This window comes from Variovorax sp. 01N429 (assembly GCF_056399425.1).
Genome location: NZ_JBFTRG010000012.1, coordinates 59,497 through 83,249 on the forward strand (window position 1 = coordinate 59,497; position 23,753 = coordinate 83,249).

The window sequence follows — 23,753 nt, forward strand, 5'->3', positions numbered from 1 at the left end:
TTTTGGCCGACGCTCCATCGGGCGGGAGTCTGCTATGGTTTTCCCTCCATGCAGACGCCACCCCGTATCCCCCCTGACGCTGCGCTCTTCCTCGATTTCGACGGCACCCTGGTGGAGCTCGCGGAGACCCCGGAAGCCGTGCACGTGCCTCCGGCCCTCGTCCCGCTGCTCAGCGATCTCCACGGCCTGCTCGGCGGCGCACTCGCGGTGGTTTCGGGACGCCAGATCGACGTCATCGACCGCTTTCTTGCGCCGTTGCGACTCCCGGCCGCCGGCGAGCACGGCGTGCAGCGACGCGACGCGGACGGCCAGATGCAGGAACACCGCGCCCCCGACCTCAAACTGGTGCTCGACGCCGCCAACGAGCTTGCAGGGGCGCACGAGGGCTTGCTGGTCGAACGCAAGCACGCTGCCATCGCCCTGCACTACCGGCTCGCGCCGCAGCTCGAGGCGGTTTGCCGCGACGCCATGGAGCGCACCATCGATGGCCAGCCGCAGCTGGAACTCATGCATGGCAAGTTCGTGTTCGAGGTCAAGCTGGCGGGTATCAACAAGGGCATCGCGATCGATGCTTTCATGCACGAGGCACCCTTCGTCGGCCGCGTGCCGGTGTTCGCAGGCGACGACACCACGGACGAAAGCGGCTTCAGCATCGTGCAGCCACGGGGCGGCCTCGCGATCAAGGTCGGCGCCGGCCCAAGCCAGGCGCTGCATCGGCTCGAATCGCCACGAGAGGTCTTCGAATGGCTCGTGGCAGCGCGGGACTTGCTTGCGGCGTCGCCATCCGCAACCCGCAGGAATCCGGAATGACGACTCTCCAAAAAGAAAACAAAACAGAAATCGAAGCGCCCGACAGGGCCGGCCAGGCGCTTGCCGGCGCGGCCGGCGCGAGCAACAAGATGCCGGAGCATCCGGAAGCGCTGGCCGGGCTGTCCGCGCGCACGGGCTTCGGGCCGCCGGCCGAACCTTCGCTCAACGTCGGCGTGATCGGCAATTGCGCATACAGCGCGTTGATCGACGAACGCGGGCGCGTGGTGTGGTGCTGCCTCCCCCGCTTCGATGGCGACCCGGTCTTCAACGCGCTGCTGGACCTGGGCGATAACGCCGGCGCCTGGGCCATCGAGCTCGAGGACTTTGCGTCGTCCAAGCAGTGGTACGAGCCGAACACGGCGGTGCTGCGCACCCAGCTGTTCGATTCCGCAGGCCAGGGCATCGAGATCACGGACCTGGCGCCGCGCTTTCACAGCCGCTCGCGCTACTTCAGGCCGCTCACGATGGTGCGCAGAGTCAGGCCCATCATCGGCACGCCGCGCATCCGCGTCACGCTGGCGCCGCGTTTTCAGTGGGGCACGATGGCGCCGACCATCACGCGAGGCAGCAACCACATCCGCTATGTCGGACCTGATTTCACGCTGCGGCTGAACACCGACGCATCCGTCTCGCACATTCTTGCGGGGCAGCCCTTCGTGCTGTCACGCGAGCACAACTTCGTGCTGGGCGCCGACGAAACGCTGACCGACGGCATTGCCGACACGGCACGGCACTTCGAGCAGGAAACCATCGCCTACTGGCGCACCTGGAGCAAACGGCTCGCGATTCCGTTCGAATACCAGGATGCGGTGATCCGCGCCGCCATCACGCTGAAGCTGTCGCTCTATGAAGACACGGGCGCCATCGTTGCCGCGATGACCACCAGCATCCCCGAAGCGCCCGGCAGCGAGCGCAACTGGGACTATCGCTACTGCTGGCTGCGCGACGCCTTCTTCGTCGTGCGCGCGCTCAACAGCCTCTCTGAAGTCGGCACGATGGAAGACTACCTGCGCTGGCTCTCGAACGTCGTGATCGGCTCGCGCGGCGAGCACATCCAGCCGCTCTACGGCATCGGGCTCGAGCGTGAGCTTCCCGAATCATTCGTCAACGGCCTGAGCGGCTATCGAGGTATGGGGCCGGTCCGCGTCGGCAACCAGGCGCAGGAGCACTTTCAGCACGATGTGTACGGCAACATCGTGCTCGGCGCAGCGCAGGCCTTTCATGACCACCGCCTCTTGAGCCGCGGCGGCGTGGCCGAGTTTCCGTACCTCGAGGCGATCGGCGAGCAGGCGGTCCGCGTCTATGGCACGCCGGATGCCGGCATGTGGGAATTGCGAACGCGCGCTCGCGTGCACACCAGTTCGGCGCTGATGAGTTGGGCGGCATGCGACCGGCTCGCCAAGATCGCCCGCGCGCTCGGTCTTCCGGAACGTGCGGCGTACTGGCACGGCCATTCGTCGCGCATGCGGGAAGAAATCCTCGCCAAGTCGTGGTGCGAAGAGCGCAAGGCCTTCGCCGAGAGCTTCGGCGGCCATGAGCTCGATGCGAGCATCCTGCTGATGGTCGAAGTCGGCCTCATCGACGCTCGAGACCCGCGCTTCATCTCCACCGTCGAAGCCATGGAGAAGTCACTTTGCGACGGCCCCTACATGCGCCGGTATGAAGCGGCGGACGACTTCGGCAAGCCCGAGACCGCCTTCAACATCTGCACCTTCTGGCGCATCGATGCGCTCGCCAAGATCGGCCGCAAGGCCGAGGCGCGGCAGATCTTCGAGACCATGCTGGCCGCACGCAACCCGCTCGGGCTGCTCTCCGAAGACACGCACCCGGTGACGGGCGAGATGTGGGGCAACTTTCCGCAGACCTATTCGATGGTCGGGATCATCAACGCCGCGGTGAGACTGTCCGCGCCTTGGGACACATGCATATGAGCAAGGACACGACAGTGTCGAACGCAGGGGCCAACTCGTGAGCCGGCTGGTCGTGGTCTCCAATCGCGTAGCGGACCCGCGCAAACCCGCCGCTGGCGGCCTGGCAGTGGCGCTCGGGGAGAGCCTTCAGCAAAGCGGCGGCCTGTGGTTCGGCTGGAGCGGCTCGGTCATCGAGGACGGCCCGACCGGCGAGGGCGAACTCCATCGGCAGCAGGCGGGCAAGGTCACCTTGGCCACCATCGACCTGAGTCGCGACGACCACGACAGCTACTACCTCGGCTACAGCAACGACGTGCTGTGGCCCGTGTTCCACGATCGCCTCGACCTCGCGCACTTCGAAGCCGGCTTCATCGGCGGCTACCGGCGCGTCAACCAGCTCTTCGCACGCAAGCTGATGCCGCTGCTGCGAAGCGACGACATCATCTGGGTGCATGACTACCACCTGATCCCCCTTGCAGCCGAGCTTCGCGCAATGGGTTGCAGGCAGCGCATCGGATTCTTCCTGCACATCCCCCTGCCGCCGCAGATCATCATCGCGGCCATCCCGCAGCACGAGTGGCTGATGCGCTCGCTCTTTGCCTACGACCTCATCGGCTTCCAGGCCCAGCAGGACGTCCAGCACTTCGAGCATTACGTGCAAAACGAGGCGCATGGCGAGCTCCTGGGCAATCACCTCTATCGCGCCTACGGCCAGACCGTGCGCTGCGACGCGTTCCCGATCGGCATCGACGTCAACGAGTTCGCCGCGCTCACGCACGCCAAGGAATCGCGCGACATGTACGAGACCATGAAGCGCGAGTATTCGACCCGCCGGCTGCTGCTGGGCATCGACCGGCTCGACTACTCCAAAGGCATTCCGCAGCGCGTGCGCTCGTTTCGCGAGCTGCTGTCCAACTACCCCGAGAACCGCCGAAGCGCGACGCTGATCCAGATCGCGTCACCGACGCGAGAGACGGTCGATGCCTATGCCGACATCCGGCGCGAACTCGAAACCTTGTGCGGCGCCATCAACGGCGACTTCGGCGAACTGGACTGGATGCCCGTGCGATACATCCATCGCATGGTTGCGCGCAAACGCGTCCCAGGCTTGTGCCGCGCTGCGGCTGTCGGCCTCGTCACGCCGCTTCGCGACGGCATGAACCTCGTCGCGAAGGAATACATCGCAGCGCAGGACCCGGCCGACCCGGGCGTGCTTGTCCTGTCGCGCTTTGCGGGCGCGGCCGAACAACTCAAGGAAGCGCTGCTCGTCAATCCCTATGACACCCACGGCACGGCCGAGACCGTGCAGCAGGCGCTTCAAATGCCGCTGGAAGAGCGCCGCGAGCGGCACCAGAAGCTGCTGGCGCGTGTGCGAGAGCAGGATGTGCATTGGTGGCGGGAAGGGTTCATGAATGCGCTGCGTGCGGCGGAGAGTGTTCGGTAGGCAGGCACCGCCAGGTCCGCCAGATCTCGCGACTATTTCTGCGGTCCCCCAACCCGCTTCTCCCGATGCCGCGGCGCCGGCACGTCACGCCGCAAGCTGTTCCCTAGCGCGGTCTTTCGCAAGATCACCGCAAAGGACTGGACGAACACGGGCTTGTTCTCACCCAGCCGCCAAAGAATGCCGGGCGTTCGCGTCGGCGTGGGGCTTTCCAGCGGGATCACGGTCAACCCCGGCATGCCTTCGGGCACGGCATTGATGGCGACGATCGATCCGATTTGCGTGCGCGCCACGAGCGCGAGCATCGGCGCGACGGTCGACATCTCCGCGACGACCGTGGGCTCCGCGCCGCAGGCCATGAAGCATTCGTCCAGCATGGTCCGGGTGGAAAAAGACGTGGAGATGAGCACCAGGTCCTGCCGGTGCAGTTCCACCATGCGAATGCGCTTGCGGCCGGCTAGCGGATGATTGTTCGACACGACGAACACCATCTCCTCGTTGTAGAGCGGTTCGAACCACAGGTCGCTCGGGTCTTCGGGCCGGTAGGCGATGCCGAGATCGAGTTCGCCCGCCTGAAGCCGACCGCAGATCACCTCGGCCGACAACTCTTCGACGCTGATGCGCACCGTGGGATGACGCGCCAGGAACAGTGACACGCACTCGGGAATCAGGCCGATGTTGAAGGTGTGCGTCGCGCCGATGCGAACCCTGCCAGTCAGGTTGCCAGCGCCGGGCTTGAGTAGCGCCACGCCCTGGTCGACCTCCCGCAGCGCACGCGCAGCGAAGCCGCGCAGCAATTCCCCGGCTTCGGTGGTCACCACCTTCTTGCCGATGCGCTCGAACAGAGGCTGCCCGAGCTCTTCTTCGAGCTGCCGAATCTGGTGCGACAAGGTCGACTGGGTGACGTGTACCCGCTCGGCCGCCCGCGTGAAGCTCAGGCAATCGCTCAGCGCGACGAAGTACCGCAGATGCCTCATCTCCATGGAAACCCCCACGAATGATCGATGGCATCGATGATATCGATGCAAATTCACCATTTGCGGGGTTCGTGTCCGAGCCCTATCGTCCGATCCGAATCGACGCCGGACCACGGCGCGCAACCCGGAGACAAGCCATGTCGGAATACAACCAGGACGCGATCACGCGCGACGTCGTCGAGGCTTTCGCCAAGACGCCGGATCCGCGCCTGCGCCAGCTCATGACGGCGCTGGTCAAGCATGTCCATGCCTTTGCGCGGGAGGTCGACCTGCAGCCGGAGGAATGGCTCGCGGGTCTGAATTTCCTGAACGCGACGGGGCAGATCTCGACCGAGAAGCGGCCGGAATTCATCCTGCTCTCGGACACGCTGGGCCTGTCGATGATGGTGGTCGCGCTGGCACAGTCGCGCGCAAGCGGAGGCGCCAAGGGCCCGGCCGAACCAACCGAAGGCACGGTCGAAGGCCCCTTCTACTGGCCGGGCGCGCCCGACCTGCCACTGGGCAGCGACATCGCCGAGGGCGTTCGCGGCGAGCCCACCTTCTACATGGGCCGGGTCACCGACGTGGACGGAAAGCCGCTGGCCGGTGCGCTGCTTGACGTCTGGTCGGGCGACGGACATGGCAAGTACGACGTGCAACTGAGCAGCGAACCCTCGATGAAAGCGCGAGGCCGCTTCCGCACGGACGAACAAGGGCGCTACTGGTTCTGGTCGATCCGGCCTTCGTTCTATCCGATACCGGACGACGGGCCGGTGGGCGACATGATGCGGGCGACCGAGCGCAGCATCTACCGGCCAGGCCATCTCCACCTGCAGGTTTCGGCGCCGGGCTATGTGACGGTGACGACGCAGTTGTTCGTCGGCGGCAGCCCGTACATCGACGCGGATGCAGTCTTCGGCAAGCGTGACAGCCTCGTCGTGGACTTCGAGACGCATGCGCCCGGCAAGGCTGTTGATGGCCGCGAAATGCACGTGCCCTACCACTCGGCGAGCTTCGACGTGCGTCTCGCGCCCGCTGCCGCGTGACCTCCATCCGGACTCTGCAAGGAATCGCATGAAGATCGGCAAGGCCACCGTGCCACGCACTTCCATCTCCACGTCCGACGCCCACACCATCGTCGTCCGCGGGATGGATCTGTCCCGCGAACTGATCGGCAAGATTTCCTTCGTCGATCATTTCTTTCTGCTGCTGACCGGCAGGCGCGCTTCGGCCGGAGAAGCCGCGGTGCTGAATGCCGCACTGGTCGCGATCACCGAGCACGGCCTGGTGCCCAGCGTGCAGGCCGCGCGCATGACTTTCGCTGCCGCGCCCGACGCGATGCAGGGCGCTGTGGCGGCGGGCATCCTGGGCTGCGGGTCGGTCGTGCTGGGTTCCTCCGAGACGGCCGGTCGCCTGTATAGCGAAATCGATGCCCTGGTGAGCGCGGGGCAGCCGTTGCGGGCGGCGGCGCTGACGGTGGCGCAGGCCTGGCGCGAAGCCGGCAGACCCATCCCCGGTTACGGTCATCCGCTGCACAAGAAACGCGACGCGCGCGTCGATGCCCTGTTCGCCGCGGCCAGGGCGGCGGGCACCGACCTGCGCTTCGCCGAGATCGCGACCGCCGTCGAGGCACTGATGCCCGAGGTGCTGGACCGGCCGCTCAAGCTCAACGTGTCGGGCGCGATTCCGGCCGTGCTTCTTGGCGCGGGTTTTCCGGTGGAGGCACTCAAGGGCGTGCCGATCCTCGCGCGCACGGCCGGGTTGATCGCGCACATGTTCGAGGAGATGCGGCAGCCCATCGGCTTCGCGCTCTCATACCAAGCGTCGCGCGAAGCGGTCTACGAAGGCGCGCTGCCCGCCCACTTCGGACCCCACGAATGATCCCTGTCCTGAAAGGCCTCAAGGTCATCGAGCAAGGCACCTTCATCACGGGGCCGGCAGCGGGCATGCTGCTCGGCGACCTCGGTGCCGACGTCATCAAGGTGGAGCAGCCCAAGACGGGGGACCCGTTCCGCGCCTTCAAGGATGGGCTCTACAGTCCGCACTACCAGACCTACAACCGCAACAAGCGCAGCATCACGCTGGACCCCAAGGACGCCGCGGACCTCGAAGTGTTGGACGCGCTGATCGCCCAGGCAGATGTCTATATCCAGAACTTCCGGCCCGGTGTGGCAGAGAAGCTCGGCGTGGGCGCCGAGCGCTTGCGCGCGCTCAATCCGAGACTCATCTACTGCTCGATCAGCGGCTTCGGCGCCACCGGACCCGCGGCCGACCGGCCCGCTTACGACACCGTGGCGCAGGCCGCGAGCGGCTTCCTCAATCTGCTGATCAACCCCGAGAACCCGCGCGTCGTGGGTCCGGCCATTGCGGATTCGTTGACCGGCTTCTATGCGGCCTACGGCGTGCTGGGCGCTCTCTTCGAACGAAGCAGGACGGGGCTCGGCCGCAAGGTCGAGGTCTCGATGCTGGAGGCGATGGCGCATTTCAACCTCGACGCCTTCACGCATTTCTTCCAGGTGGACGAAGTGATGGGGCCCTACAGCCGACCCCGCGTTTCGCAGTCGTACGTGCTGCGCTGCGCCGACGACAAGTGGATCGCGCTGCACATGTCCTCGCCGGAGAAGTTCTGGCGCGGGCTCGCGGTCGCGATCGAGCATCCCCGCCTTTTCGAGGACGAGCGCTTCGCGACTCGCGAGGCGCGCATCGAGAACCAGGAGCAGCTGATCCAGTTGCTGGGCGAACGTTTTCGCGCACGGCCGCGCGACGAGTGGTGCCGCCGATTGGCGCATGAGGACGTGCCCCATGCGCCGATGTACGACACCAGCGAGGCGCTCGAAGACCCGCAAGCGAAGCACCTCCAACTGATGACCTCTGCCGAACACCCCGTGATGGGCCTGTTTCGCACGGTGCGATCGCCGGTCAGCTTCGATGGTGAGCGCGCGCTCGAAGTGCGCCCGCCACCGACGCTTGGCGAACACAACGAAGAGATTCGCGCCGCCCTGGGGCGAACCATCAGGAGACAAGAACCATGAAGACGCAGACTTTCGAAGGCATCGGACGGCGCAGCGCGGTGGCGGCCATCGCGCTCGCCGCGGCAGGCATCGCATTGGCGCAGACGCCGTCCGGCCCGCCGATCCGCATCGGCAGCACGCTGGCGCTCACCGGACCGCTTTCGGCCACGGCGCAGATCCACAAGGTCGTGGGCGAGATCTATGTCGAGCAGCTGAACAAGCGCGGCGGCCTGCTCGGCCGGCCGGTCGAATGGGTGGTGAAGGACGACCAGTCCAAGCCCGACCTCGCGCGCACGCTGTACGAGCAACTCGTCACGGCCGACAAGGTCGACCTTCTCATGGGTCCTTACGCCACGGGCGCAATCCTCTCGGCGATGGGCGTGGCCCAGCGCTACAACAAGGTGCTGGTGCATCACACGCTGGGAATTCCGTCACTGGCCAAGTACGACATGCAGTTCCCAGCCTGGTCGATCGGCTCGGACCCAGCGAACACGGTGCCCAATACGCTCTTCGATGCCCTCGCCGCATCATCCAAGCCGCCGAAGACGGTGGCGGTAGTGACCAGCAAGTTCCCGTCGATTCAGTTCATGAGCGCGGGCGCGCGGGAAGTGCTCAAGAAGCGCGGTCTCACTGAAGTGCTGTTCCTCGAATGGGACTTCGGCAACCGCGACTTCGGCCCCATCGCCAACCGGGTGAAGGATGCCAAGCCCGACTTCGTCTGGGTCGGCGCCATCGGCCTGGAAGGCAATCTGCTGCTGGATGCGATGAAGAAGATCGACTATGTGCCGCCGCAGCACTTCTATCTCTACCCCGCGCCCGGTCCATTGCTCGCATCGCCGGACGCGAAGAACGCGCTGTCGGCCACGATCTTCGAGGAGCAGCCGCCCTTCACGAGCAACCTCGGTGCTGCCGAGTTCATCAAGCTCTATCACGAGCGCGCCGCCAAGGCCGGCTTCACCGACACCTCGGTCGAAACGCAGGCAGCCGCTTCATACACGGCATGGCAGATTCTGGAGGCCGGCGTCGTCAACACCAAGAGCCTGGACGACAAGGCCATCGCCAACTACCTGAAGACGCACAAGGTCGATACGCTGCAAGGCAAGCTGCGCTTCGACGGCGTCGGCAACTTCGGCGACGACCTGATGCGCATCAAGCAGATCCAGGATGGGAAGTGGGTGGTGGTCTGGCCGAAAGAGGTCACTGCAGGCAGCGCGAAGCTGCTAGCGCCGTAGATGAAGCTCGCCCCCAGGCTCGCGCACTTCGTGTCGCTCTCCACCCCCTGCCGGGGGCAACACCAGCGGCCCGGCAAAGCCGGTTCCGCGGTGTTCCTGTTGCTCACCCCCAGGCTCGCGCACTTCGTGTCGCTCTCCACCCCCTGCCGGGGGCAACACCAGCGGCCCGGCAAAGCCGGTTCCGCGGTGTTTTCGACATGGGGCTGCGCCGGGTTCACKTCTTGCGGGTCGCGCGAAATGCGGTGGAGCAGCTGATGCCTAGCTTGTCATTGCTGTCCCAGTCGATTCTCTCCGGGGTCTTCGTCGGGGCGCTGTACGGGTTGATGGGCCTGGGACTGAGCTTGAGCTGGGGATTGCTGCGGCTGATCAATCTCGCGCACTTCGCGTTCGCGTTCATGGCCGCGTACCTCTGCTATCAGCTGGCGACGATGGGCATGGACCCCTTGCTGACGCTCGTGGTCATCGTGCCGGCCTTCTTCGGGCTGGGCGCGGGATTGCATTGGGTGATGGCCCGCTTCGCTGTCACGCCCTTCAACTCGCTGCTGCTCACCTTCGGGTTGATGGGCATCGTCGAGAGTTTGATCCAGGCCATCTGGACTGCCGATTTCCGCAAGCTCGAATCGAGCTACGCGCAACAGAAGTTCAAGGTCGGCGAGCTGTTCGTGCCGGTGCCGGAGTTCATCACGCTTCTGCTGGCGGTCGGGCTCGCGTTCGCGGTGTGGGCCGTGCTGCGTTTCACCGATCTGGGCAAGGCCATGCGCGCCGCCGCGCAAGACGCGCCCGTGGCGGCGGCCTTCGGCATTAACGAAAAGGCGCTCGGTCTCTTGCTGGCCGGAACATGCGCCGCGCTCGCCAGCGTGGCTGGCGTGTGCCTGGCGCTGAGCTTCACGCTCGCGCCGTCCCAGATGTACGCCTGGGTCGGGGTGGTGTTCGCGGCCGTGATGCTGGGCGGGCTGGGGAGCGCCCTGGGGCCGCTGATCGCCGGCACGCTGATCGGTGTCAGCGAAGCCATCACGATGGCGATCACCGCGCCTTCATGGGCGCCGATTGTGTCCTTCACGCTGCTGATCGTGATCCTCGTCTTCCGCCCCGGAAAGACCACCTGACGATGAGACGCACCCCCGTGCTCATCCTGCTGGCCGGCGCTGCGCTGGCCTTCGTGCCGCAACTGGGCCTGCCTGCGTTCTACGACTCGCTGCTCTACCTGATGCTGCACTGGATCGTGCTGGCGACCTCGTGGAACATTCTGTCGGGCTATTCAGGCTACTTCTCGTTCGGGCATGGCGCGTTCTTCGGTGCCGGCATCTATACGAGCGCCACGCTGATGGCACGCTACGACTGGCCCTTCCTGTGGACGCTGCCGGCGGCGGCGCTGGTCGCGGCCCTGCTCGGCGTGGCGCTCGGCGCGGTCGTGTTCCGCGTCCGGGGCGTGCGCGGCGAACTCTTCGCACTGCTCACGCTGGCGATCACCTTCGTCATCGGCACCATCGTCATCAACACGCCGCTGGACGGCGGCTCGGGCGTGCCGCTCAGTGCGGTGCCTGTACCGGAGATCGGTCCGACCCAATCCTCGACTTTCTACCTGCTCGCGCTGGCAGCCGCCGTGGGCACGCTGCTGATCGCCTGGGGCATCCAGGTGTCGAAGTTCGGCGCGGGCCTGTTCGCGATCCACGACGATGAAGATGCCGCCGAAGTGATGGGCGTGCCGACCTACCGCTACAAATTGCTCGCGCTGGCCATCTCCTGCGCGCTGGCCGGCGTGGCCGGCGGCATTCACGCGCTGTTCCTCTCCTACGTGACGGCCGGCGAGGTCTTCACCATCGCGGTGCCGCTGACAGTGGTGCTGATGAGCGTACTCGGCGGCACGCGCCACTGGGCCGGTCCTGCGATCGGAGCGGTGGTCATCACCGCTCTGCTCTACAGCTTCACGGCGGCCGATCATGCGGTGGCGGGCAAGGCGCTGATCGGGATCATCCTGATCGCTGCCATCCTGTTCATGCCGGAAGGCATTCTGGAGCGCGTGCGCCGCTTGTGGCGGCCGGCGCAGCCCGTCACGCCGCCCGCGACCCACACGGCGCCCGCATCGGTGGAGACGCCTGTTCGACCCGCCGCGGTGATCGCAGGACAAGGCGATCTGCTGCTGCGCGTGCGGGGCCTGAGCAAATCGTTCAAGGGTGTGCGTGCGCTCACCGGTGTCAACGTCGACGTGCGGCGCGGCGAAATCCTCGGACTGCTTGGTCCGAACGGCTCCGGCAAGTCGACCTTCATCAACGTCGTCAGCGGCCACTACACGCCCAGCGGCGGCGAGATCTTCTTCGAAGGCCACCGCCTGAACGGCCTGCCTGCGCACCGCATAGCCGCCAGCGGCATTGCGCGCACTTACCAGATCCCCCGGCCGTTCGCGCACCTCAGCGTGCTGCAGAACGTGGCGATCGCCACGATGTTCGGCGGGGCGGTCCGCGATCCGGACGGCGCGCGCAAGCAGGCAATGACCTGGCTCGAATTCACCGGTCTGCAGGACCGGGCCGCCGCGCTGCCGGACGACCTCAATCTGCATCAGCGCAAGTTCCTCGAACTCGCACGCGCGCTGGCCTCGCGCCCGCGGCTGGTGCTGCTCGATGAAGTGCTGTGCGGGCTTACGCCGAGCGAGATTGACGACGCGGTGATGCTGATCCGGCGCATCCGCGACCAGGGATCGAGCATCGTCTTTGTCGAGCACGTGATGCGCGCGGTGATGGCGCTGGCCGACCGCATCGTGGTGTTCAATCACGGTGAACTGCTCGCTGAAGGCGCGGCAACCGACGTGATGCAGCGCACCGAGGTGATGACCGCCTATCTGGGGACAGCCCATGCTTGAAGTCCGCGATCTCCAGGTGGCCTATGGCGCAGCGCCTGCGCTGTGGGGTGTCTCGATCGACGTGCGGCCCGGCGAACTGCTGTGCGTGGTTGGCCCCAACGGCGCCGGCAAGACGACGCTGATCAACACCATCGCGGGAATGCTGCGCGCAAGCGGCGGCAGCATCGGCCTCGACGGGCGCGACATCACGCGACTGCCGCCGCATCGCTTCTGCGAAGCCGGCATCGCGCTGGTGCCCGAGGGGCGGCGGCTCTTTGCCGGCATGAGCGTGCTGGAGAACCTCGAGCTCGGCAGCTACCTGCACCACGCCAAGGCGCAGCGGCGCGACACGCTGGAGCAGGTGATGGCGCTGTTCCCCGTGATCCGCGAGAAGCTGGCAACCCCGGCTGGCGAATTGTCCGGCGGACAGCAGCAGATGGTCGCGATCGCCCGGGCGTTGATGGCGCGCCCACGCCTGCTGCTGCTCGACGAGCCCTCGCTGGGCCTGTCACCGCGCATCGTGCACGACATGTTCGCCGCCATCCGGCGAATCAATGCGGGCGGCATGGCGGTACTGCTCGTCGAGCAGAACGTCACGATGGCGCTGGAGGTGTCGCACCGTGCTTACGTGCTCGAAGAAGGCCGCGTCGTGGCCGAGGGCGAGCCGCAGGAACTGCTGGCCCGGCCTGAGATCAGGCGTGCCTACCTGGGGGTCTGAGCCGCCGGATCGTTCGAACTTCAATTTCCACCCTGGAGCGAAACCATGCTGTTCCCCACCACCATCGTCGGCAGTTTTCCGCAGCCCGACTGGCTGATCGACCGCGCGAAGCTGGCCGGCCGCTTTCCGCCGCGTGTGAGAGCGCGTGAACTCTGGCGAATTCCGCCGCAGTACCTCGAGGAAGCACAGAACGACGCGACGCTGATCGCGATCCGCGCGCAGGAAGAAGCCGGACTGGACATCGTCAGCGACGGCGAGATCCGGCGCGAAAGTTATTCCAACCGCTTCGCCACGGCGCTCGACGGTGTGGACCTCGACAACCCGGGTTCCGCGCTGGACCGATCAGGCCATCCGAACCCGGTGCCGCGCATCGTCGGCAAGATCGTGCGCCGACATGCCGTCGAAGTAGACGATTTGAAGTTCTTGCGAGCTCACACCAACCGCCAGGTGAAGATCACCGTCCCCGGCCCGTTCACCATGTTGCAGCAAGCGCAGAACGATCACTATGCGAGCGAAGAAGAAGCGGCCATGGACTACGCCGCCGCGGTCAACGCCGAGATCCGCGATCTGTTCGCCGCGGGCGCCGACGTCGTCCAGATTGACGAACCGTACATGCAGGCCCGCCCCGAGAAGGCGCGGCAGTATGGGCTGAGGGCGCTGAACCGCGCGCTGGAGGGAATCACCGGAACGACCGCAGTGCATATCTGCTTCGGCTACGCGGCAATCATTCACGAGCGTCCGAGCGGGTATTCGTTTCTGCCCGAACTGGCCCAGTGCAGTTGCCGGCAGGTCTCGATCGAGACCGCGCAGTCGAACCTGGACTGTTCGGTGCTGCAGCAACTGGATGGAAAACGCGTGATGGTCGGGTGCATTGATCTGTCCGACCCGAACGTCGAATCCGTGGAGACGATTGCCGGGCGCATTCGGCGCGCGCTGCCTTACATCAAGCCGGAGAACGTCATCCTGGCACCCGACTGCGGCATGAAATACCTGCCGCGCGAGGTGGCCAAGGCCAAGCTTCGCGCGATGGTGTCGGCCGCCAAGGTGCTGCGCGAGGAGTACGCCTCGGCGGCCTAGCTGCGCCAGGCCACATCGCCTGTGAGGAATTGCACCAGCCGAGCGACACGCGAGGCCGTCGCTTGAGGATCGCGCGCCGCGCGTGGCAAGCCACGCACTTGCGCCGCGGACATTGCGGAAACTTCGATCCAGCCGCCGCGTTCGACCACGTGGGCCTCCCCCTCTTCCAGCATCGTCTTCGTGCTGAACACCGCTTCGCCGAACCACGCGGGCGGAGACGTCACGCGCACGGAACCTTGCGCGACAAACAACGTAAAGCCAGCGTCAACGGCCACACGCAGACTCTGGCCCGCTTGAAGACTGCTGACCTCGGAAAGCTCGCTGGACGTGGTGGACAGGACGGACATCGGATACCTTTCTGGAGAATGCTGGAGAACCGATCTGGTGCCTTCATCGTAGGCAGCCGCCTCTCAACAAAACAGGCACAGCACCGTGACTTCCGAGGCGGAACAGAGGGGCCGGCGACCCATCTGTTATGGTCGATTTCCCCGGAATCTGCATCTGTTTTCCGGTCCCGGCCCACGCGAGGATCGAAGCCATGGAATCGCCACCGCTCTACCGCAAGCTCGCCTCCCACTACGTGGAAGCCATTCGCGCAGGCTCTCTGGAGCCGGGCGACAAGCTGCCGTCGCTGCGCAGCCTGATGCGGCTTCACGACATCAGTCTTTCCACGGCACTCCAGCTCTGCCGGGCCATGGAAAGCGAAGGCTGGGTCGAGGCGCGCGATCGCTCCGGCTACTTCGTCCGGCGTCCGCGCCGGCTCGCCATCGCTGCGATGGAGGAGCCGGCCGCGAACGACCCGCCCAACCCGGCGCAGTACGTCGGTATCCATGCGAAGGTCTCCGACTTCGTCACCCGCAGGCGACAGGGCGAAGTGCGGATCGACTTTTCGACGGCACGCGGTGCGCCCGAGCTCTATCCCGCGCAAGCGCTTCGCACGACGATGATGCGGCTGCTTCGCCAGCGTCCGGCCCTGCTCACCACCGCCGCACCTTCACGCAGCCGCACACCGTTGCGCGAGGTGGCAGCCCGGCGCGGATTGCGCGTTGGCATGACCTTGGCGCCCGACGACGTGATGGTCACCAACGGCTGCATCGAAGCGTTGAATCTCGCGCTGCGCGCGGTGGCCCAGCCCGGCGACACCATCGCGGTCGAGTCGCCGACCTTCTATGGCTTGCTGCAAGTGCTCGAAAGCCTCGGCATGCGCGCGGTCGAGATTCCAACGAGTCCGCAGACCGGCATCTCCATCGAAGCCCTGGAAATGGCGCTCGACACCTACGGCAACATCAAGGCGGTGGTGGTCGTGCCCCATCTGCAGAACCCGTTGGGCAGTGTGATGCCCGACCTGCACAAGCAACGCCTGGTCGCGCTTTGCGAACAACGTGCAGTCGCGCTCATCGAGGACGACTCCTACAGCGAACTGCTCGACGCGGACGTTCCGCCGCGCGCGATCAAGTCATGGGACCACAGCGGCAACGTTATCCATTGCGCATCGCTGCACAAGATCCTGGCACCGGGCATGCGGCTGGGCTGGATCTCGGCGGGCCGCTGGCACGGCCGTGTGGAGATGCTCAAGTACACGCAGACGCGCAGCAACGAGGAACTGTCGCAATGGGCGGCGGGCGAGTACATGGGCACTGGCGCCTACGACCGGCACCTGCGGCGGCTGCGCGACAGGCTCAAGGTACAGCGCGAGCAGGCAGCGGATGCAATCGCCGCGCATTTCCCGTCCGGTACCCGGCTCAACTACCCGCCCGGCGGTCTTCAGCTCTGGGTGGAACTGCCCGGCCGCCTTTCGTCCATGGAGGTGTTCGATGCCGCATTGCGCGAACGCATCCTGGTGGCGCCCGGGACGCTGTTCTCGAACTCGTCCCGCTTCGATCACTACCTGCGCATCAACTGCGGATGGCCCTTCGATGAGACCATCGCTGCAGGACTGCGCCGGCTGGGCGAGATCGCTGGCGAGTGTGTCGAGCAGAGCGCAAAGCCGCGGATGGCGGCGTGACTTGGCCGTCGAGTCCCTGTGCCGCGCTGAATGCCTCAAGCAACCAGCGCCAGCGCGCCGTAGTCGCCCACGATTTCGCCCAGCCCCGCCGGCATCAGCACCGCGCCTCGCGTCAAGGCGACGAGCTTGCCGTCGATCTCCGCCTGCAATCGCGGCAACAGGAAATCCCGGTTGCTCCAGAACACACCGCCGCCCAGGCTGATGCGTTCGAGATCCAAGGTGGCGATCAGGTTGTAGAGCATGCGCCCCATGACGCGACACAAGCCGTCCGCCGTGGCAATCGCCTGTGCGTCGCCGCTCATGGCGGCCGCGAACAGCTCGGGCGCGGACCGGCCGAAACGCCGTGCGATCGCGTTGCCAGCGCTCAATCCCTCCACGTCGCCGACATTGCCGCAGCCGCACAGTGCATTGGTGTCGTCGCTGACGACAAAGCTGTGGCCCGCATGCCCCGCATTGCCGTTCTTGCCGCGCAGCACGGTTCCGTCGACGCAAAGCCCAACGCCGATGCCGGTGCTCCACGTGACGTAGGCGCAATGATCGAACCCCTGCAGCGCGCCCCAGCGTCGCTCGGCTTCGAGCGCCGCGACAGCGTCGTTCTCGACACGGACGCGTGCAAAGCGCCGGCGCAGCGGAGCCTCCAGCAGCGCGGTCATCCAGTCGTTCGGCAGTCCGCGCGCAGGGCCGGCGATGCCGCCGCAGATATTGGGCGACGCCAACTCGACCAGGCCGTCTTTCAGCTCGAAGGGGCCTGCCGACGAAACGCCGACACGCTCGATGGAAGCGGGATCGATCCCTTGCTCGGCGCATGCTTCTTCGATCAGCCGGATGATCTGCAGGGCGACGGCATCGTTGTTGCCAGTCTTGGCAGTGGGCTCGCTGCGGCGGCCGATTAGCGGCGGGGCGCCCGTCGCCGAAAGGCTCACCGCCATCTTGGTTCCGCCGATATCGACGCAGGCTTTCATCGATTCAAATCCATCGTGCGATCAACGCCGCAATCATGCTGAGAACGACCGTGCTGGCGATTGGCAACTGCCATTCGCGTCCAAAGGCACGGAACTCGAAATCGCCGGGCAGCCGTCCGAAGCCGAAGCGGCGCAGCCATTCAGTCAGCCCGCTCATCAGAACGAGCGCGAGAACGACGACGATCAGCCAGCGAATCATCGGCTGAGTTTAGGCCGCAAGCAGGGCCAATGCCTGTCGGTGAAGTTCCGGGGTTGCTGCGGCGATCACGCGCCCGTCGGATTGCAGGCCGAGCGGCCGCCCTTCCCAGTCAGTCACCGTGCCGCCGGCCGCCTGGATGAGTCCGGTTGGGCCCAGATAGTCATAGGGCTGCAGGCCGGTTTCGACCACCAGGTCGACCGTGCCGCCCGCGAGCTGCGCGTAGCCATAGCAGTCGCCGCCGAAGCGCCGCATCGCGCACTGGCGGCTCAGCTTGTCGAAGGCTTGCCAGTCCGCTGCATTGAAGATGTCGGGCGACGTGGTGACGATGCGAGCCTCCGCTACGGACTTGCAATCCCGCGCGCGCACCGCCCGTCCATTGCGGTTGGCACCAACGCCTGCCTGGCCCACCCAGCGCTCGCCAAGCACCGGCATGTCGACCATTCCCAGCTCGACCTGCCCGCCGCGCACCAGCGCGATCAACGTGCCCCAGAGCGGCGACCCGGTAATGAAGCTGCGTGTGCCGTCGATCGGGTCCAGCACCCAGACGCGATCCGCTTCCAGCCGCTCGCGGCCGTGCTCTTCGCCGAGGATGCCATCGGCCGGCCGTTCGGCGCCGAGGATGTCGCGCATCGCCGTCTCGGCCGCGCGGTCGGCCTGTGTGACCGGGCTTTCATCGGCTTTCGCGATGATGTCGAGCGGTGTGCGAAAAAGGCGCAGCGAATGCGCCGCCGCGGCGTCCGCCAGCGCATGGGCGACGCGCAAATCGTCCGCCGTAGAAAAATTGGAGCTCATGAGGGCCGATTAGAACCGAGCCGATCCCGCACCTGAACCGAGCCAGAACCTAAGACAGCGTCAGAAAGGCTGATCACCCTCGATCGTCGTCCGGTAGAGCTTGCGCCGCAACGCGTCGGGCGTTCCGGCAGCCAGATGCATCAGCGAGCGGTTGTCCCAGAACACGAGATCGTGCGGCGCCCACTGATGGCGGTAGACGAATTCGGGCTTCACGCTGTGCGCGAACAACTCCGCCAGCAACGCATCGCTCTCTGCTTGCGGAATGCCGACGATGCGCGTCGTGAAGTGCTCGCTGACAAAGAGCGCCTTCCGGCCGGTTTCCGGATGCGTACGAACCACGGGCTGCACGGCAGGGGCGACCTGATCGATCTGCGCCTGCGACAGCTTTGGCCGCCACGGATTTTTCGCGCGCAGTTCTTCGTACTTGGCGAGGTAGCTGTGCTCCGCCTTCAAGGGCAGGAGCCGCTTCTGCAGCGCCGGGTCGAGCGCTTCCCACGCCAGGTGCTGATCGGCGAAGAGAGTGTCGCCACCCTCGCTCGGCAATTCCTGCGCGTGCAGCAGCGACCCGAGGCTCGGGCGCGGTTTGTAGGAGATGTCGGAATGCCAATAGGCCCCTGCGTCGCCCAGTCCGATGGGCTCGCCGTTTTCCTTGATGTTCGAGACGATCAGGATTTCGGGATGCCCTTGCAGATGGAACTGGTGCAGCACATGGATTTCCAGCGGCCCGAAGCGACGGCTGAAAGCCACGTGCTCCGCAGGCGTGATCGGCTGATCGCGGAAGACGAGGACGTGGTGATCGAGGTGCGCGCGGTGAATGCGCGCGAAGTCCTCATCGTTGATCGGCTTGGAAATATCGAGGCCGACGATTTCGGCGCCCACGGGCGCATCGAAACGCCGCACTTCGAAGGGCTGTGGCGGCGCATTTCTGGCGTCGGCTTCAGGGGAGGCAACTGCAGTCATTCAGACAGATCCAATCGTGGCATCCAGACAATGTAGGCCGCCCGCGGCGGATTTCCAACCAACAGTTGGTTTCTAGCTTATGGACTACAGGGTGGGTTACAGGGTGTGCGTGCGATCCCCTTCGGCAAAGCCCAGCGCATCCCAGTGCGGCCCGGCCGTGAAGCCGATCACCTTGAACAATTCGCCCATCTCGTGCTCATGGATCAGTCGCGCCGCCATGCTGCGCTCGGCCAGCGTGGCCTGCTCCATCATGGGAAGGATGCCGGCGTTCAACAGGAACCTCGCCTGGCTGCAATAACCCAGCACCTCGAAGCCCGCCTCCTGCCCCGCAAGCGCGACAGAAGTGAAGTTGACGTGCGCGGTGATGTCCTTGGCGCCGACGTCGACCAGCGGATTGCCATCGGCCTGATGACCGAGATGGCACATCACTGTGCCCATGTGCCGTTGCGGGTGGTAGTACTCCGGCTCCGGAAAGCCGTAGTCGAAGAAGAAGGCTGCACCCTGCTTCAGGCGATCCGCGAGCGTGGCGATGAAGGCTTCGGCTTGCGGATGGATCTCGGTGAGATAGTCGTGATCGCCTTCGATCTCCACGGGTGGCCGCAGGTCGGTCGGGCGATCTTGCCAGGCGAAGCCTTCGCCTTCGCGCACCACGCCACGCTCGAACCAATCGCCGCCGATTCGCACCAGCAATTGCACCGGCATCGCGTCGAGCACTTCGTTGCCCACCACTACGCCGCGCATGGTCTCGGGCAGTTCGGAAAGCCATTCGACCTTGTCGCCATATGCGGCCAGGGTCTCCTGCTGGCGCTCGCGCAGCGTGCCCGAAAGGTCGACGATGCGATAGCGCGCCACGCGATCGCCCAGCGCGCCGAGCAACTGGAGCGCCAAGGCGCCCGAGCCGGCGCCGAATTCCCACACTTCATCGGTGGCGGTCCGGGTGAGCGCTTCGGCCACTTGCACGGCCACCGTGCGGCCGAAGAGTGGCGTGAGTTCGGGCGCTGTCACGAAGTCGCTGCCTGAAGTCGGCATCTGCCCGAACTTGCGGCTCGCGTTGGCGTAGTAGCCCCATCCGGGCGCATACAAAGCCAGTGCCATGAAGCGGTCGAATGGCATCCAGCCGCCGTCGCGCTGCAGCGCGGCATCGATAATCCGGGTCAAAGGGGTGGCGCGACCGGCGCCCTGCTCCAGGTTCATACGGGAAATTTATCAGGATGGCTCAATCGTCCCCACGCCAGGGCGTGCTCGTGACCGGCGGCGGCCAGCGGCTGGGTGCTGCGGTCTGCGAAGCTTTCGCGCGCGCGGGCTGGCGCGTGTGGTGCCAATACCGAGCTTCACGCGAAGAGGCACTGGCATTGTGCGCGAGGCTGCGCGCCGAAGGCCACGACGCGACAGCCATCGAAGCCGACATCGGCAACGAGGAAAGCCGCCGCGGGCTGATCGGCCAGGTCTCGGCCGATGTGCCGCTGGCTTGCATCGTCAACAACGCGTCGGCCTTCGAACCCGACACCGGGCTCGACTTCGATGCCGATGCCGCGATGCGCCAGATCGGCGTGAACCTGATCGCGCCGCTTTCGTTTGCGCGTCTTCTCGCGCAGAACGCGACGCCGGGTGACGGCATCGACCGTTCGACCATTCACGTGCTGGACCAGAAGGTCTACAACCTGAATCCCGATTACTTTTCTTACACAGTGTCGAAGCTAGCGCTTGAACGCGCCGTGGCGCTGCAGGCCCAGTCGCTGGCGCCAACGGTGCGTATCTGCGGCGTCGCGCCGGGCATTCTCTTCATGAGCGGGGCGCAGACGGGGGACAACTTCGAGAAGGCTTCGCGCGCCAATCTGATGCGCCGGCCCATCGACCCTGCCGACGTCGCGCGAACCTGCGTCTTCCTTGCCGGCACCCCCAGCGTGACCGGCACCACACTTTGCGTCGACAACGGCCAGCACCTGGTGCCGCTCCCGCGCGACATCATGTTTGTCGTCGACGATCTTCTGAAAGCACCTGCTCCATGACTCACGTCGCCATCGATCCCCTGTTGCTCACCTGCAGACGCGTCTTCCTGCGCAACTACGAGGTGTGGATCAACATCGGCGTGCACGAATTCGAGAAACGCGCCGAGCAGCGCGTGATCATCAATGTCGACCTGTACGTGCCGCTCGATGTCTCGACGCCCAAAGAGGATGAACTCGATGAAGTCGTCGACTACGACTTCATCCGCCGTACCGTCGCCACGCGCCTGAGCAAGGGGCATATCCACTTGCAGGAAACGCTGTGCGACGACATCCTGACGCAAGTGCTGCTGCATCCAAAAGTGCATGCGGCGCGCGTATCGACGGCAAAACCCGATGTGTACCCCGATTGCGATGCAGTCGGAGTAGAAGTTTTCAGGAGCAAGTAGATGAGTGCCGTGTGGATCGACGAAACCCCTTCGTCCACCAATACCCTGAAGATCGAGCGCGAGACGCACAAGCTCGAAAAGCGCCTTTGCCGCGAAGTGGGGCGCGCCATCGTCGACTACAACATGATCGAAGAGGGCGACAAGGTCATGGTGTGCGTGTCGGGCGGCAAGGACAGCTATGGGCTGCTCGACATTCTTCTCAAGCTGAAGGCACGGGCGCCAATTCACTTCGACATCGTCGCGGTCAATCTCGACCAGAAACAGCCCGGATTTCCCGAGGATGTGCTGCCCGGCTATCTGACTGCGCTGGGGGTTCCTTTTCACATCGAAGAGCAGGACACCTATTCGATCGTCAAGCGCGTGATTCCTGAAGGCAAGACGACCTGCGGACTTTGCAGCAGGCTGCGGCGCGGCATTCTCTACCGCGTGGCCGACGAGCTTGGCGCCACCAAGGTGGCTCTGGGCCATCACCGTGACGACATGCTGCAGACCTTCTTTCTCAACATGTTCTTTGCGGCAAAGCTCAAGTCGATGCCCCCCAAGCTGGTGAGCGACGACGGCAAGCACATCGTGATCCGGCCCCTGGCCTACGTGGCCGAAAAGGATCTGGTTCGCTGGGCGCAGCACCGCGCGTTCCCGATCATTCCGTGCACGCTGTGCGGCAGCCAGGAGAACCTGCAGCGCAAGCAGGTCGGCGAAATGCTGCGCGAATGGGAGCGCAAGTTTCCGGGGCGCGTCGAGAACATGTTCAGCGCTCTCCAGAACGTCGTGCCCTCGCATCTGCTCGATGGAACGTCGTTCGACTTCAAAGGTCTGAAGGCGACAGGCGTGCCCGACGCCGACGGAGACAAGGCCTTCGATGCTCCCGAATTTCCAGTCGAGTCGCCGCTGCGCATCGTCCAAATCTGAAGGCCGGAGGCGTGCATGAGATTCCTACCGGCCACTCTCGTGCTCATCGCAAGTCTTTCGGGCTGCGCCACCCACTGGGTGGTCGACAGCGACGTCCGCAGCTTTTCGGAGATCGGCTCCGTGCCCGCCGATGCGACCTACAGATTCGAGCGGCTCCCGTCACAGCAATACGACTTGCGCGCGCAGTTGCAACTGGAGGCGATGGCGACACCCGCGCTGGAAAGCGTGGGCTTGCGCCGCGACGATTCGGCGCCCCGCTACACCGCAGAGATCGGCGCTCGCGTCACGTCCGAGCTGTCCCCCTGGGTCGATCCCTGGTTTGGCGGGCCGGGCTGGGGACCGGGGCCATGGTGGGGTCCGGGCCCTCGCTACGGCGGCTGGGGCTACGGGTATGGCGGTGGGTGGTATGGGCCGATGTTCCCGGCCGCTTCGAACCCCTGGTACACGCGCGAGGTCAGCATCGTGCTCCGCGAACTCCCATCGAACCGGGTCGTCTATGAAACACACGCCCGAAACGACGGCCCCTACAACATCAGCGCCGATGTACTGCCCGTGATGTTCCAGGCGGCGCTGCAGGGATTTCCGCATCCACCGCCGGGTGAGCGGCGGGTGAACCTGGAGATTCCGACGGCCAGGAACCAAGCCCCGCCGACCCCCCGGGTTCAGGGGCCGCCCTAAAATCTTCGCGGATATGGAGCCCACCAGAGTCATCGCCGTTCGCCACGGCGAAACCGCCTGGAACGTCGACTGCCGCATCCAGGGACAGCTCGATATCCCGCTGAACGACACCGGTCTTTGGCAGGCGCGGCGTGTGGCGATGGCGCTCGAGGACGAGCCCATTGCCGCGATATATGCCAGCGATCTGGCACGCGCGTGGCAAACGGCAGAGGAAATCGCGCTGGCGCACGGCGTCGAGGTCACACCTGACCGCGGGCTGCGGGAAAGGGCTTTCGGCCTTTTTGAAGGACAAACCTATGCGGACATCGACGCGAAGCTGCCCCTTCAGGCTAGGCTGTGGCGTACGCGTGACCCCGAATTCTCACCCGAAGGCGGAGAGTCACTGCTCACTTTTCGCGAACGGGTCACCACCACGGCATCGCGCATCGCTGCAAGACACCCGGGCCAACTGATAGCCATCGTGGCCCATGGGGGCGTCATGGACGTCCTCTATCGTGACGCGACCCGGCAGGACCTGCAGGCACCGCGCACCTGGGAGCTGGGCAATGCCGCGATCAACCGCCTCCTCTGGACGCCGCAGGGCTTCACGCTCGTGGGTTGGGCCGATGCCGCCCATCTTCTTGGCGACGGGACGCTGGACGAAGCGACCGTCTGAGCGCGTCTTTTTGCGACGTAAACTGACGATTAATGTCAGCTATTTGTATTCATTTTGTATAAATGAGTGCAAAATCGTATCTGCGTTGAAGCATTCCTCCGGCAGCAAAACGCAACCAAGTGCTTCGAACGTTGCAGAGCATCCAAACGACATAGGCTGAGCCATACGGCCTTTCGTACGGTGGCGCAGGCGCGTTGCAGAGGGCAA

At 65.3% G+C, this 23,753-nt stretch carries 24 protein-coding genes; 17 read left to right on the top strand and 7 right to left on the bottom strand.

Annotated elements, in window-relative coordinates; all coding sequences use genetic code 11:
• Positions 1 to 48 precede the first annotated feature (48 nt).
• The 3 genes from otsB to otsA all read left to right on the top strand — a co-directional run bounded on the left by otsB (position 49) and on the right by otsA (position 4,164).
• The gene (otsB, locus tag AC1DSF_RS20890; RefSeq protein ID WP_478183374.1) at positions 49 to 810 is read left to right on the top strand and encodes a trehalose-phosphatase; all 762 of its coding nucleotides are present in this window, start codon (positions 49 to 51) and stop codon (positions 808 to 810) included.
• 89 nt (positions 811 to 899) lie between these two features.
• On the top strand, positions 900 to 2,741 hold the full coding sequence (locus AC1DSF_RS20895; protein ID WP_478183406.1) for a glycoside hydrolase family 15 protein: 1,842 nt from the start codon (positions 900 to 902) through the stop codon (positions 2,739 to 2,741).
• Positions 2,742 to 2,778: 37 nt separating this feature from the next.
• Positions 2,779 to 4,164 (top strand): alpha,alpha-trehalose-phosphate synthase (UDP-forming), encoded by a 1,386-nt coding sequence (gene otsA / locus AC1DSF_RS20900; protein WP_478126060.1) that lies wholly within the window; start codon positions 2,779 to 2,781, stop codon positions 4,162 to 4,164.
• Positions 4,165 to 4,196: 32 nt separating this feature from the next.
• Here the strand turns inward: otsA and AC1DSF_RS20905 are convergent, their stop codons facing one another.
• Positions 4,197 to 5,144 carry a LysR substrate-binding domain-containing protein gene (locus AC1DSF_RS20905; protein WP_478145462.1) on the bottom strand — a complete coding sequence of 316 codons (948 nt, stop codon included), beginning with the start codon at positions 5,142 to 5,144 and terminating at the stop codon, positions 4,197 to 4,199.
• A 131-nt stretch (positions 5,145 to 5,275) separates the two neighbouring features.
• Here AC1DSF_RS20905 and AC1DSF_RS20910 point away from each other — a divergent pair, with 131 nt between their 5' ends.
• From AC1DSF_RS20910 to AC1DSF_RS20945, 8 genes are all read left to right on the top strand, one after another.
• A complete protein-coding gene (locus AC1DSF_RS20910; protein WP_478126058.1) occupies positions 5,276 to 6,163 on the top strand; it encodes a dioxygenase family protein in 888 nt (295 codons plus the stop codon).
• Between the two features lie 28 nt (positions 6,164 to 6,191).
• Complete coding sequence (locus tag AC1DSF_RS20915) at positions 6,192 to 6,998, top strand: citryl-CoA lyase (RefSeq protein ID WP_478183375.1); 807 nt, start codon at positions 6,192 to 6,194, stop codon at positions 6,996 to 6,998.
• The gene (locus tag AC1DSF_RS20920; protein ID WP_478145461.1) at positions 6,995 to 8,149 is read left to right on the top strand and encodes a CaiB/BaiF CoA transferase family protein; all 1,155 of its coding nucleotides are present in this window, start codon (positions 6,995 to 6,997) and stop codon (positions 8,147 to 8,149) included. The genes AC1DSF_RS20915 and AC1DSF_RS20920 overlap by 4 nt, the downstream gene beginning before the upstream one ends.
• Positions 8,146 to 9,360, top strand: coding sequence for an amino acid ABC transporter substrate-binding protein (locus AC1DSF_RS20925; RefSeq protein ID WP_478183376.1), 1,215 nt, complete (start codon positions 8,146 to 8,148; stop codon positions 9,358 to 9,360). Before AC1DSF_RS20920 ends, AC1DSF_RS20925 begins: the two co-directional genes overlap by 4 nt.
• A gap of 254 nt (positions 9,361 to 9,614) precedes the next feature.
• The gene (locus tag AC1DSF_RS20930; RefSeq protein ID WP_478126054.1) at positions 9,615 to 10,466 is read left to right on the top strand and encodes a branched-chain amino acid ABC transporter permease; all 852 of its coding nucleotides are present in this window, start codon (positions 9,615 to 9,617) and stop codon (positions 10,464 to 10,466) included.
• A 2-nt stretch (positions 10,467 to 10,468) separates the two neighbouring features.
• The gene (locus tag AC1DSF_RS20935) at positions 10,469 to 12,217 is read left to right on the top strand and encodes a branched-chain amino acid ABC transporter ATP-binding protein/permease (RefSeq protein ID WP_478183377.1); all 1,749 of its coding nucleotides are present in this window, start codon (positions 10,469 to 10,471) and stop codon (positions 12,215 to 12,217) included.
• Positions 12,210 to 12,914: an ABC transporter ATP-binding protein gene (locus AC1DSF_RS20940; protein WP_478145458.1), complete on the top strand. Its 705-nt coding sequence runs from the start codon at positions 12,210 to 12,212 to the stop codon at positions 12,912 to 12,914. Before AC1DSF_RS20935 ends, AC1DSF_RS20940 begins: the two co-directional genes overlap by 8 nt.
• Before the next feature lie 45 nt (positions 12,915 to 12,959).
• Entirely contained in the window at positions 12,960 to 13,991 is a 1,032-nt protein-coding gene (locus AC1DSF_RS20945; protein WP_478126051.1) for a uroporphyrinogen decarboxylase family protein, read from the top strand.
• Here AC1DSF_RS20945 and AC1DSF_RS20950 read toward each other — a convergent pair.
• Positions 13,988 to 14,338, bottom strand: coding sequence for a hypothetical protein (locus AC1DSF_RS20950; RefSeq protein ID WP_478126050.1), 351 nt, complete (start codon positions 14,336 to 14,338; stop codon positions 13,988 to 13,990). The two genes, AC1DSF_RS20945 and AC1DSF_RS20950, sit on opposite strands and share 4 nt — an antisense overlap.
• A 191-nt stretch (positions 14,339 to 14,529) precedes the next feature.
• Between AC1DSF_RS20950 and AC1DSF_RS20955 the strand changes: the two genes are divergently transcribed.
• Complete coding sequence (locus AC1DSF_RS20955; protein ID WP_478183378.1) at positions 14,530 to 15,996, top strand: aminotransferase-like domain-containing protein; 1,467 nt, start codon at positions 14,530 to 14,532, stop codon at positions 15,994 to 15,996.
• A gap of 35 nt (positions 15,997 to 16,031) precedes the next feature.
• Here AC1DSF_RS20955 and AC1DSF_RS20960 read toward each other — a convergent pair whose 3' ends face one another.
• From AC1DSF_RS20960 to AC1DSF_RS20980, 5 genes are all read right to left on the bottom strand, one after another.
• The gene (locus AC1DSF_RS20960) at positions 16,032 to 16,958 is read right to left on the bottom strand and encodes an ROK family protein (protein ID WP_478183379.1); all 927 of its coding nucleotides are present in this window, start codon (positions 16,956 to 16,958) and stop codon (positions 16,032 to 16,034) included.
• A gap of 4 nt (positions 16,959 to 16,962) precedes the next feature.
• Positions 16,963 to 17,157: a DUF2905 domain-containing protein gene (locus tag AC1DSF_RS20965; protein ID WP_478126047.1), complete on the bottom strand. Its 195-nt coding sequence runs from the start codon at positions 17,155 to 17,157 to the stop codon at positions 16,963 to 16,965.
• Between the two features lie 9 nt (positions 17,158 to 17,166).
• Positions 17,167 to 17,949 (bottom strand): histidinol-phosphatase, encoded by a 783-nt coding sequence (hisN, locus tag AC1DSF_RS20970; protein ID WP_478126046.1) that lies wholly within the window; start codon positions 17,947 to 17,949, stop codon positions 17,167 to 17,169.
• A gap of 60 nt (positions 17,950 to 18,009) precedes the next feature.
• Positions 18,010 to 18,909: a TauD/TfdA dioxygenase family protein gene (locus AC1DSF_RS20975; RefSeq protein WP_478145454.1), complete on the bottom strand. Its 900-nt coding sequence runs from the start codon at positions 18,907 to 18,909 to the stop codon at positions 18,010 to 18,012.
• A 96-nt stretch (positions 18,910 to 19,005) separates the two neighbouring features.
• Positions 19,006 to 20,022, bottom strand: coding sequence for a class I SAM-dependent methyltransferase (locus AC1DSF_RS20980; RefSeq protein WP_478183407.1), 1,017 nt, complete (start codon positions 20,020 to 20,022; stop codon positions 19,006 to 19,008).
• Between the two features lie 98 nt (positions 20,023 to 20,120).
• On the opposite strand from AC1DSF_RS20980, the gene AC1DSF_RS20985 reads away from it, so the two are divergent.
• Genes AC1DSF_RS20985 through AC1DSF_RS21005 form a run of 5 tightly spaced genes read left to right on the top strand, consistent with a single transcriptional unit; the run spans position 20,121 to position 23,546 of the window.
• Complete coding sequence (locus AC1DSF_RS20985) at positions 20,121 to 20,918, top strand: SDR family oxidoreductase (RefSeq protein ID WP_478126044.1); 798 nt, start codon at positions 20,121 to 20,123, stop codon at positions 20,916 to 20,918.
• Entirely contained in the window at positions 20,915 to 21,304 is a 390-nt protein-coding gene (locus AC1DSF_RS20990; RefSeq protein WP_478126043.1) for a dihydroneopterin aldolase, read from the top strand. Before AC1DSF_RS20985 ends, AC1DSF_RS20990 begins: the two co-directional genes overlap by 4 nt.
• Positions 21,305 to 22,213, top strand: a complete 909-nt coding sequence (ttcA, locus tag AC1DSF_RS20995) for a tRNA 2-thiocytidine(32) synthetase TtcA (protein ID WP_478126042.1) — start codon at positions 21,305 to 21,307, stop codon at positions 22,211 to 22,213. It abuts the gene before it with no gap.
• Positions 22,214 to 22,228: 15 nt separating this feature from the next.
• Entirely contained in the window at positions 22,229 to 22,891 is a 663-nt protein-coding gene (locus AC1DSF_RS21000; RefSeq protein WP_478183380.1) for a DUF4136 domain-containing protein, read from the top strand.
• Positions 22,892 to 22,904: 13 nt separating this feature from the next.
• Entirely contained in the window at positions 22,905 to 23,546 is a 642-nt protein-coding gene (locus AC1DSF_RS21005) for a histidine phosphatase family protein (RefSeq protein ID WP_478183381.1), read from the top strand.
• Positions 23,547 to 23,753: the final 207 nt, after the last annotated feature.

Bases quoted from the DNA above. Each gene is read 5' to 3' on its own strand.
- AC1DSF_RS20940 (WP_478145458.1), top strand. From the start codon at position 12,210: ATGCTTGAAGTCCGCGATCTCCAGGTGGCCTATGGCGCAGCGCCTGCG.
- hisN (WP_478126046.1), bottom strand. From the start codon at position 17,949: ATGAGCTCCAATTTTTCTACGGCGGACGATTTGCGCGTCGCCCATGCG.
- AC1DSF_RS20905 (WP_478145462.1), bottom strand. From the start codon at position 5,144: ATGGAGATGAGGCATCTGCGGTACTTCGTCGCGCTGAGCGATTGCCTG.
- AC1DSF_RS20920 (WP_478145461.1), top strand. From the start codon at position 6,995: ATGATCCCTGTCCTGAAAGGCCTCAAGGTCATCGAGCAAGGCACCTTC.
- AC1DSF_RS20955 (WP_478183378.1), top strand. From the start codon at position 14,530: ATGGAATCGCCACCGCTCTACCGCAAGCTCGCCTCCCACTACGTGGAA.
- AC1DSF_RS20990 (WP_478126043.1), top strand. From the start codon at position 20,915: ATGACTCACGTCGCCATCGATCCCCTGTTGCTCACCTGCAGACGCGTC.
- AC1DSF_RS20945 (WP_478126051.1), top strand. From the start codon at position 12,960: ATGCTGTTCCCCACCACCATCGTCGGCAGTTTTCCGCAGCCCGACTGG.
- AC1DSF_RS20975 (WP_478145454.1), bottom strand. From the start codon at position 18,909: ATGACTGCAGTTGCCTCCCCTGAAGCCGACGCCAGAAATGCGCCGCCA.
- AC1DSF_RS20985 (WP_478126044.1), top strand. From the start codon at position 20,121: ATGGCTCAATCGTCCCCACGCCAGGGCGTGCTCGTGACCGGCGGCGGC.
- AC1DSF_RS20960 (WP_478183379.1), bottom strand. From the start codon at position 16,958: ATGAAAGCCTGCGTCGATATCGGCGGAACCAAGATGGCGGTGAGCCTT.
- AC1DSF_RS20895 (WP_478183406.1), top strand. From the start codon at position 900: ATGCCGGAGCATCCGGAAGCGCTGGCCGGGCTGTCCGCGCGCACGGGC.
- ttcA (WP_478126042.1), top strand. From the start codon at position 21,305: ATGAGTGCCGTGTGGATCGACGAAACCCCTTCGTCCACCAATACCCTG.
- AC1DSF_RS20910 (WP_478126058.1), top strand. From the start codon at position 5,276: ATGTCGGAATACAACCAGGACGCGATCACGCGCGACGTCGTCGAGGCT.
- AC1DSF_RS20925 (WP_478183376.1), top strand. From the start codon at position 8,146: ATGAAGACGCAGACTTTCGAAGGCATCGGACGGCGCAGCGCGGTGGCG.
- AC1DSF_RS21000 (WP_478183380.1), top strand. From the start codon at position 22,229: ATGAGATTCCTACCGGCCACTCTCGTGCTCATCGCAAGTCTTTCGGGC.
- AC1DSF_RS21005 (WP_478183381.1), top strand. From the start codon at position 22,905: ATGGAGCCCACCAGAGTCATCGCCGTTCGCCACGGCGAAACCGCCTGG.
- AC1DSF_RS20930 (WP_478126054.1), top strand. From the start codon at position 9,615: ATGCCTAGCTTGTCATTGCTGTCCCAGTCGATTCTCTCCGGGGTCTTC.
- otsB (WP_478183374.1), top strand. From the start codon at position 49: ATGCAGACGCCACCCCGTATCCCCCCTGACGCTGCGCTCTTCCTCGAT.
- AC1DSF_RS20965 (WP_478126047.1), bottom strand. From the start codon at position 17,157: ATGATTCGCTGGCTGATCGTCGTCGTTCTCGCGCTCGTTCTGATGAGC.
- AC1DSF_RS20950 (WP_478126050.1), bottom strand. From the start codon at position 14,338: ATGTCCGTCCTGTCCACCACGTCCAGCGAGCTTTCCGAGGTCAGCAGT.
- AC1DSF_RS20915 (WP_478183375.1), top strand. From the start codon at position 6,192: ATGAAGATCGGCAAGGCCACCGTGCCACGCACTTCCATCTCCACGTCC.
- AC1DSF_RS20935 (WP_478183377.1), top strand. From the start codon at position 10,469: ATGAGACGCACCCCCGTGCTCATCCTGCTGGCCGGCGCTGCGCTGGCC.
- AC1DSF_RS20980 (WP_478183407.1), bottom strand. From the start codon at position 20,022: ATGCCATTCGACCGCTTCATGGCACTGGCTTTGTATGCGCCCGGATGG.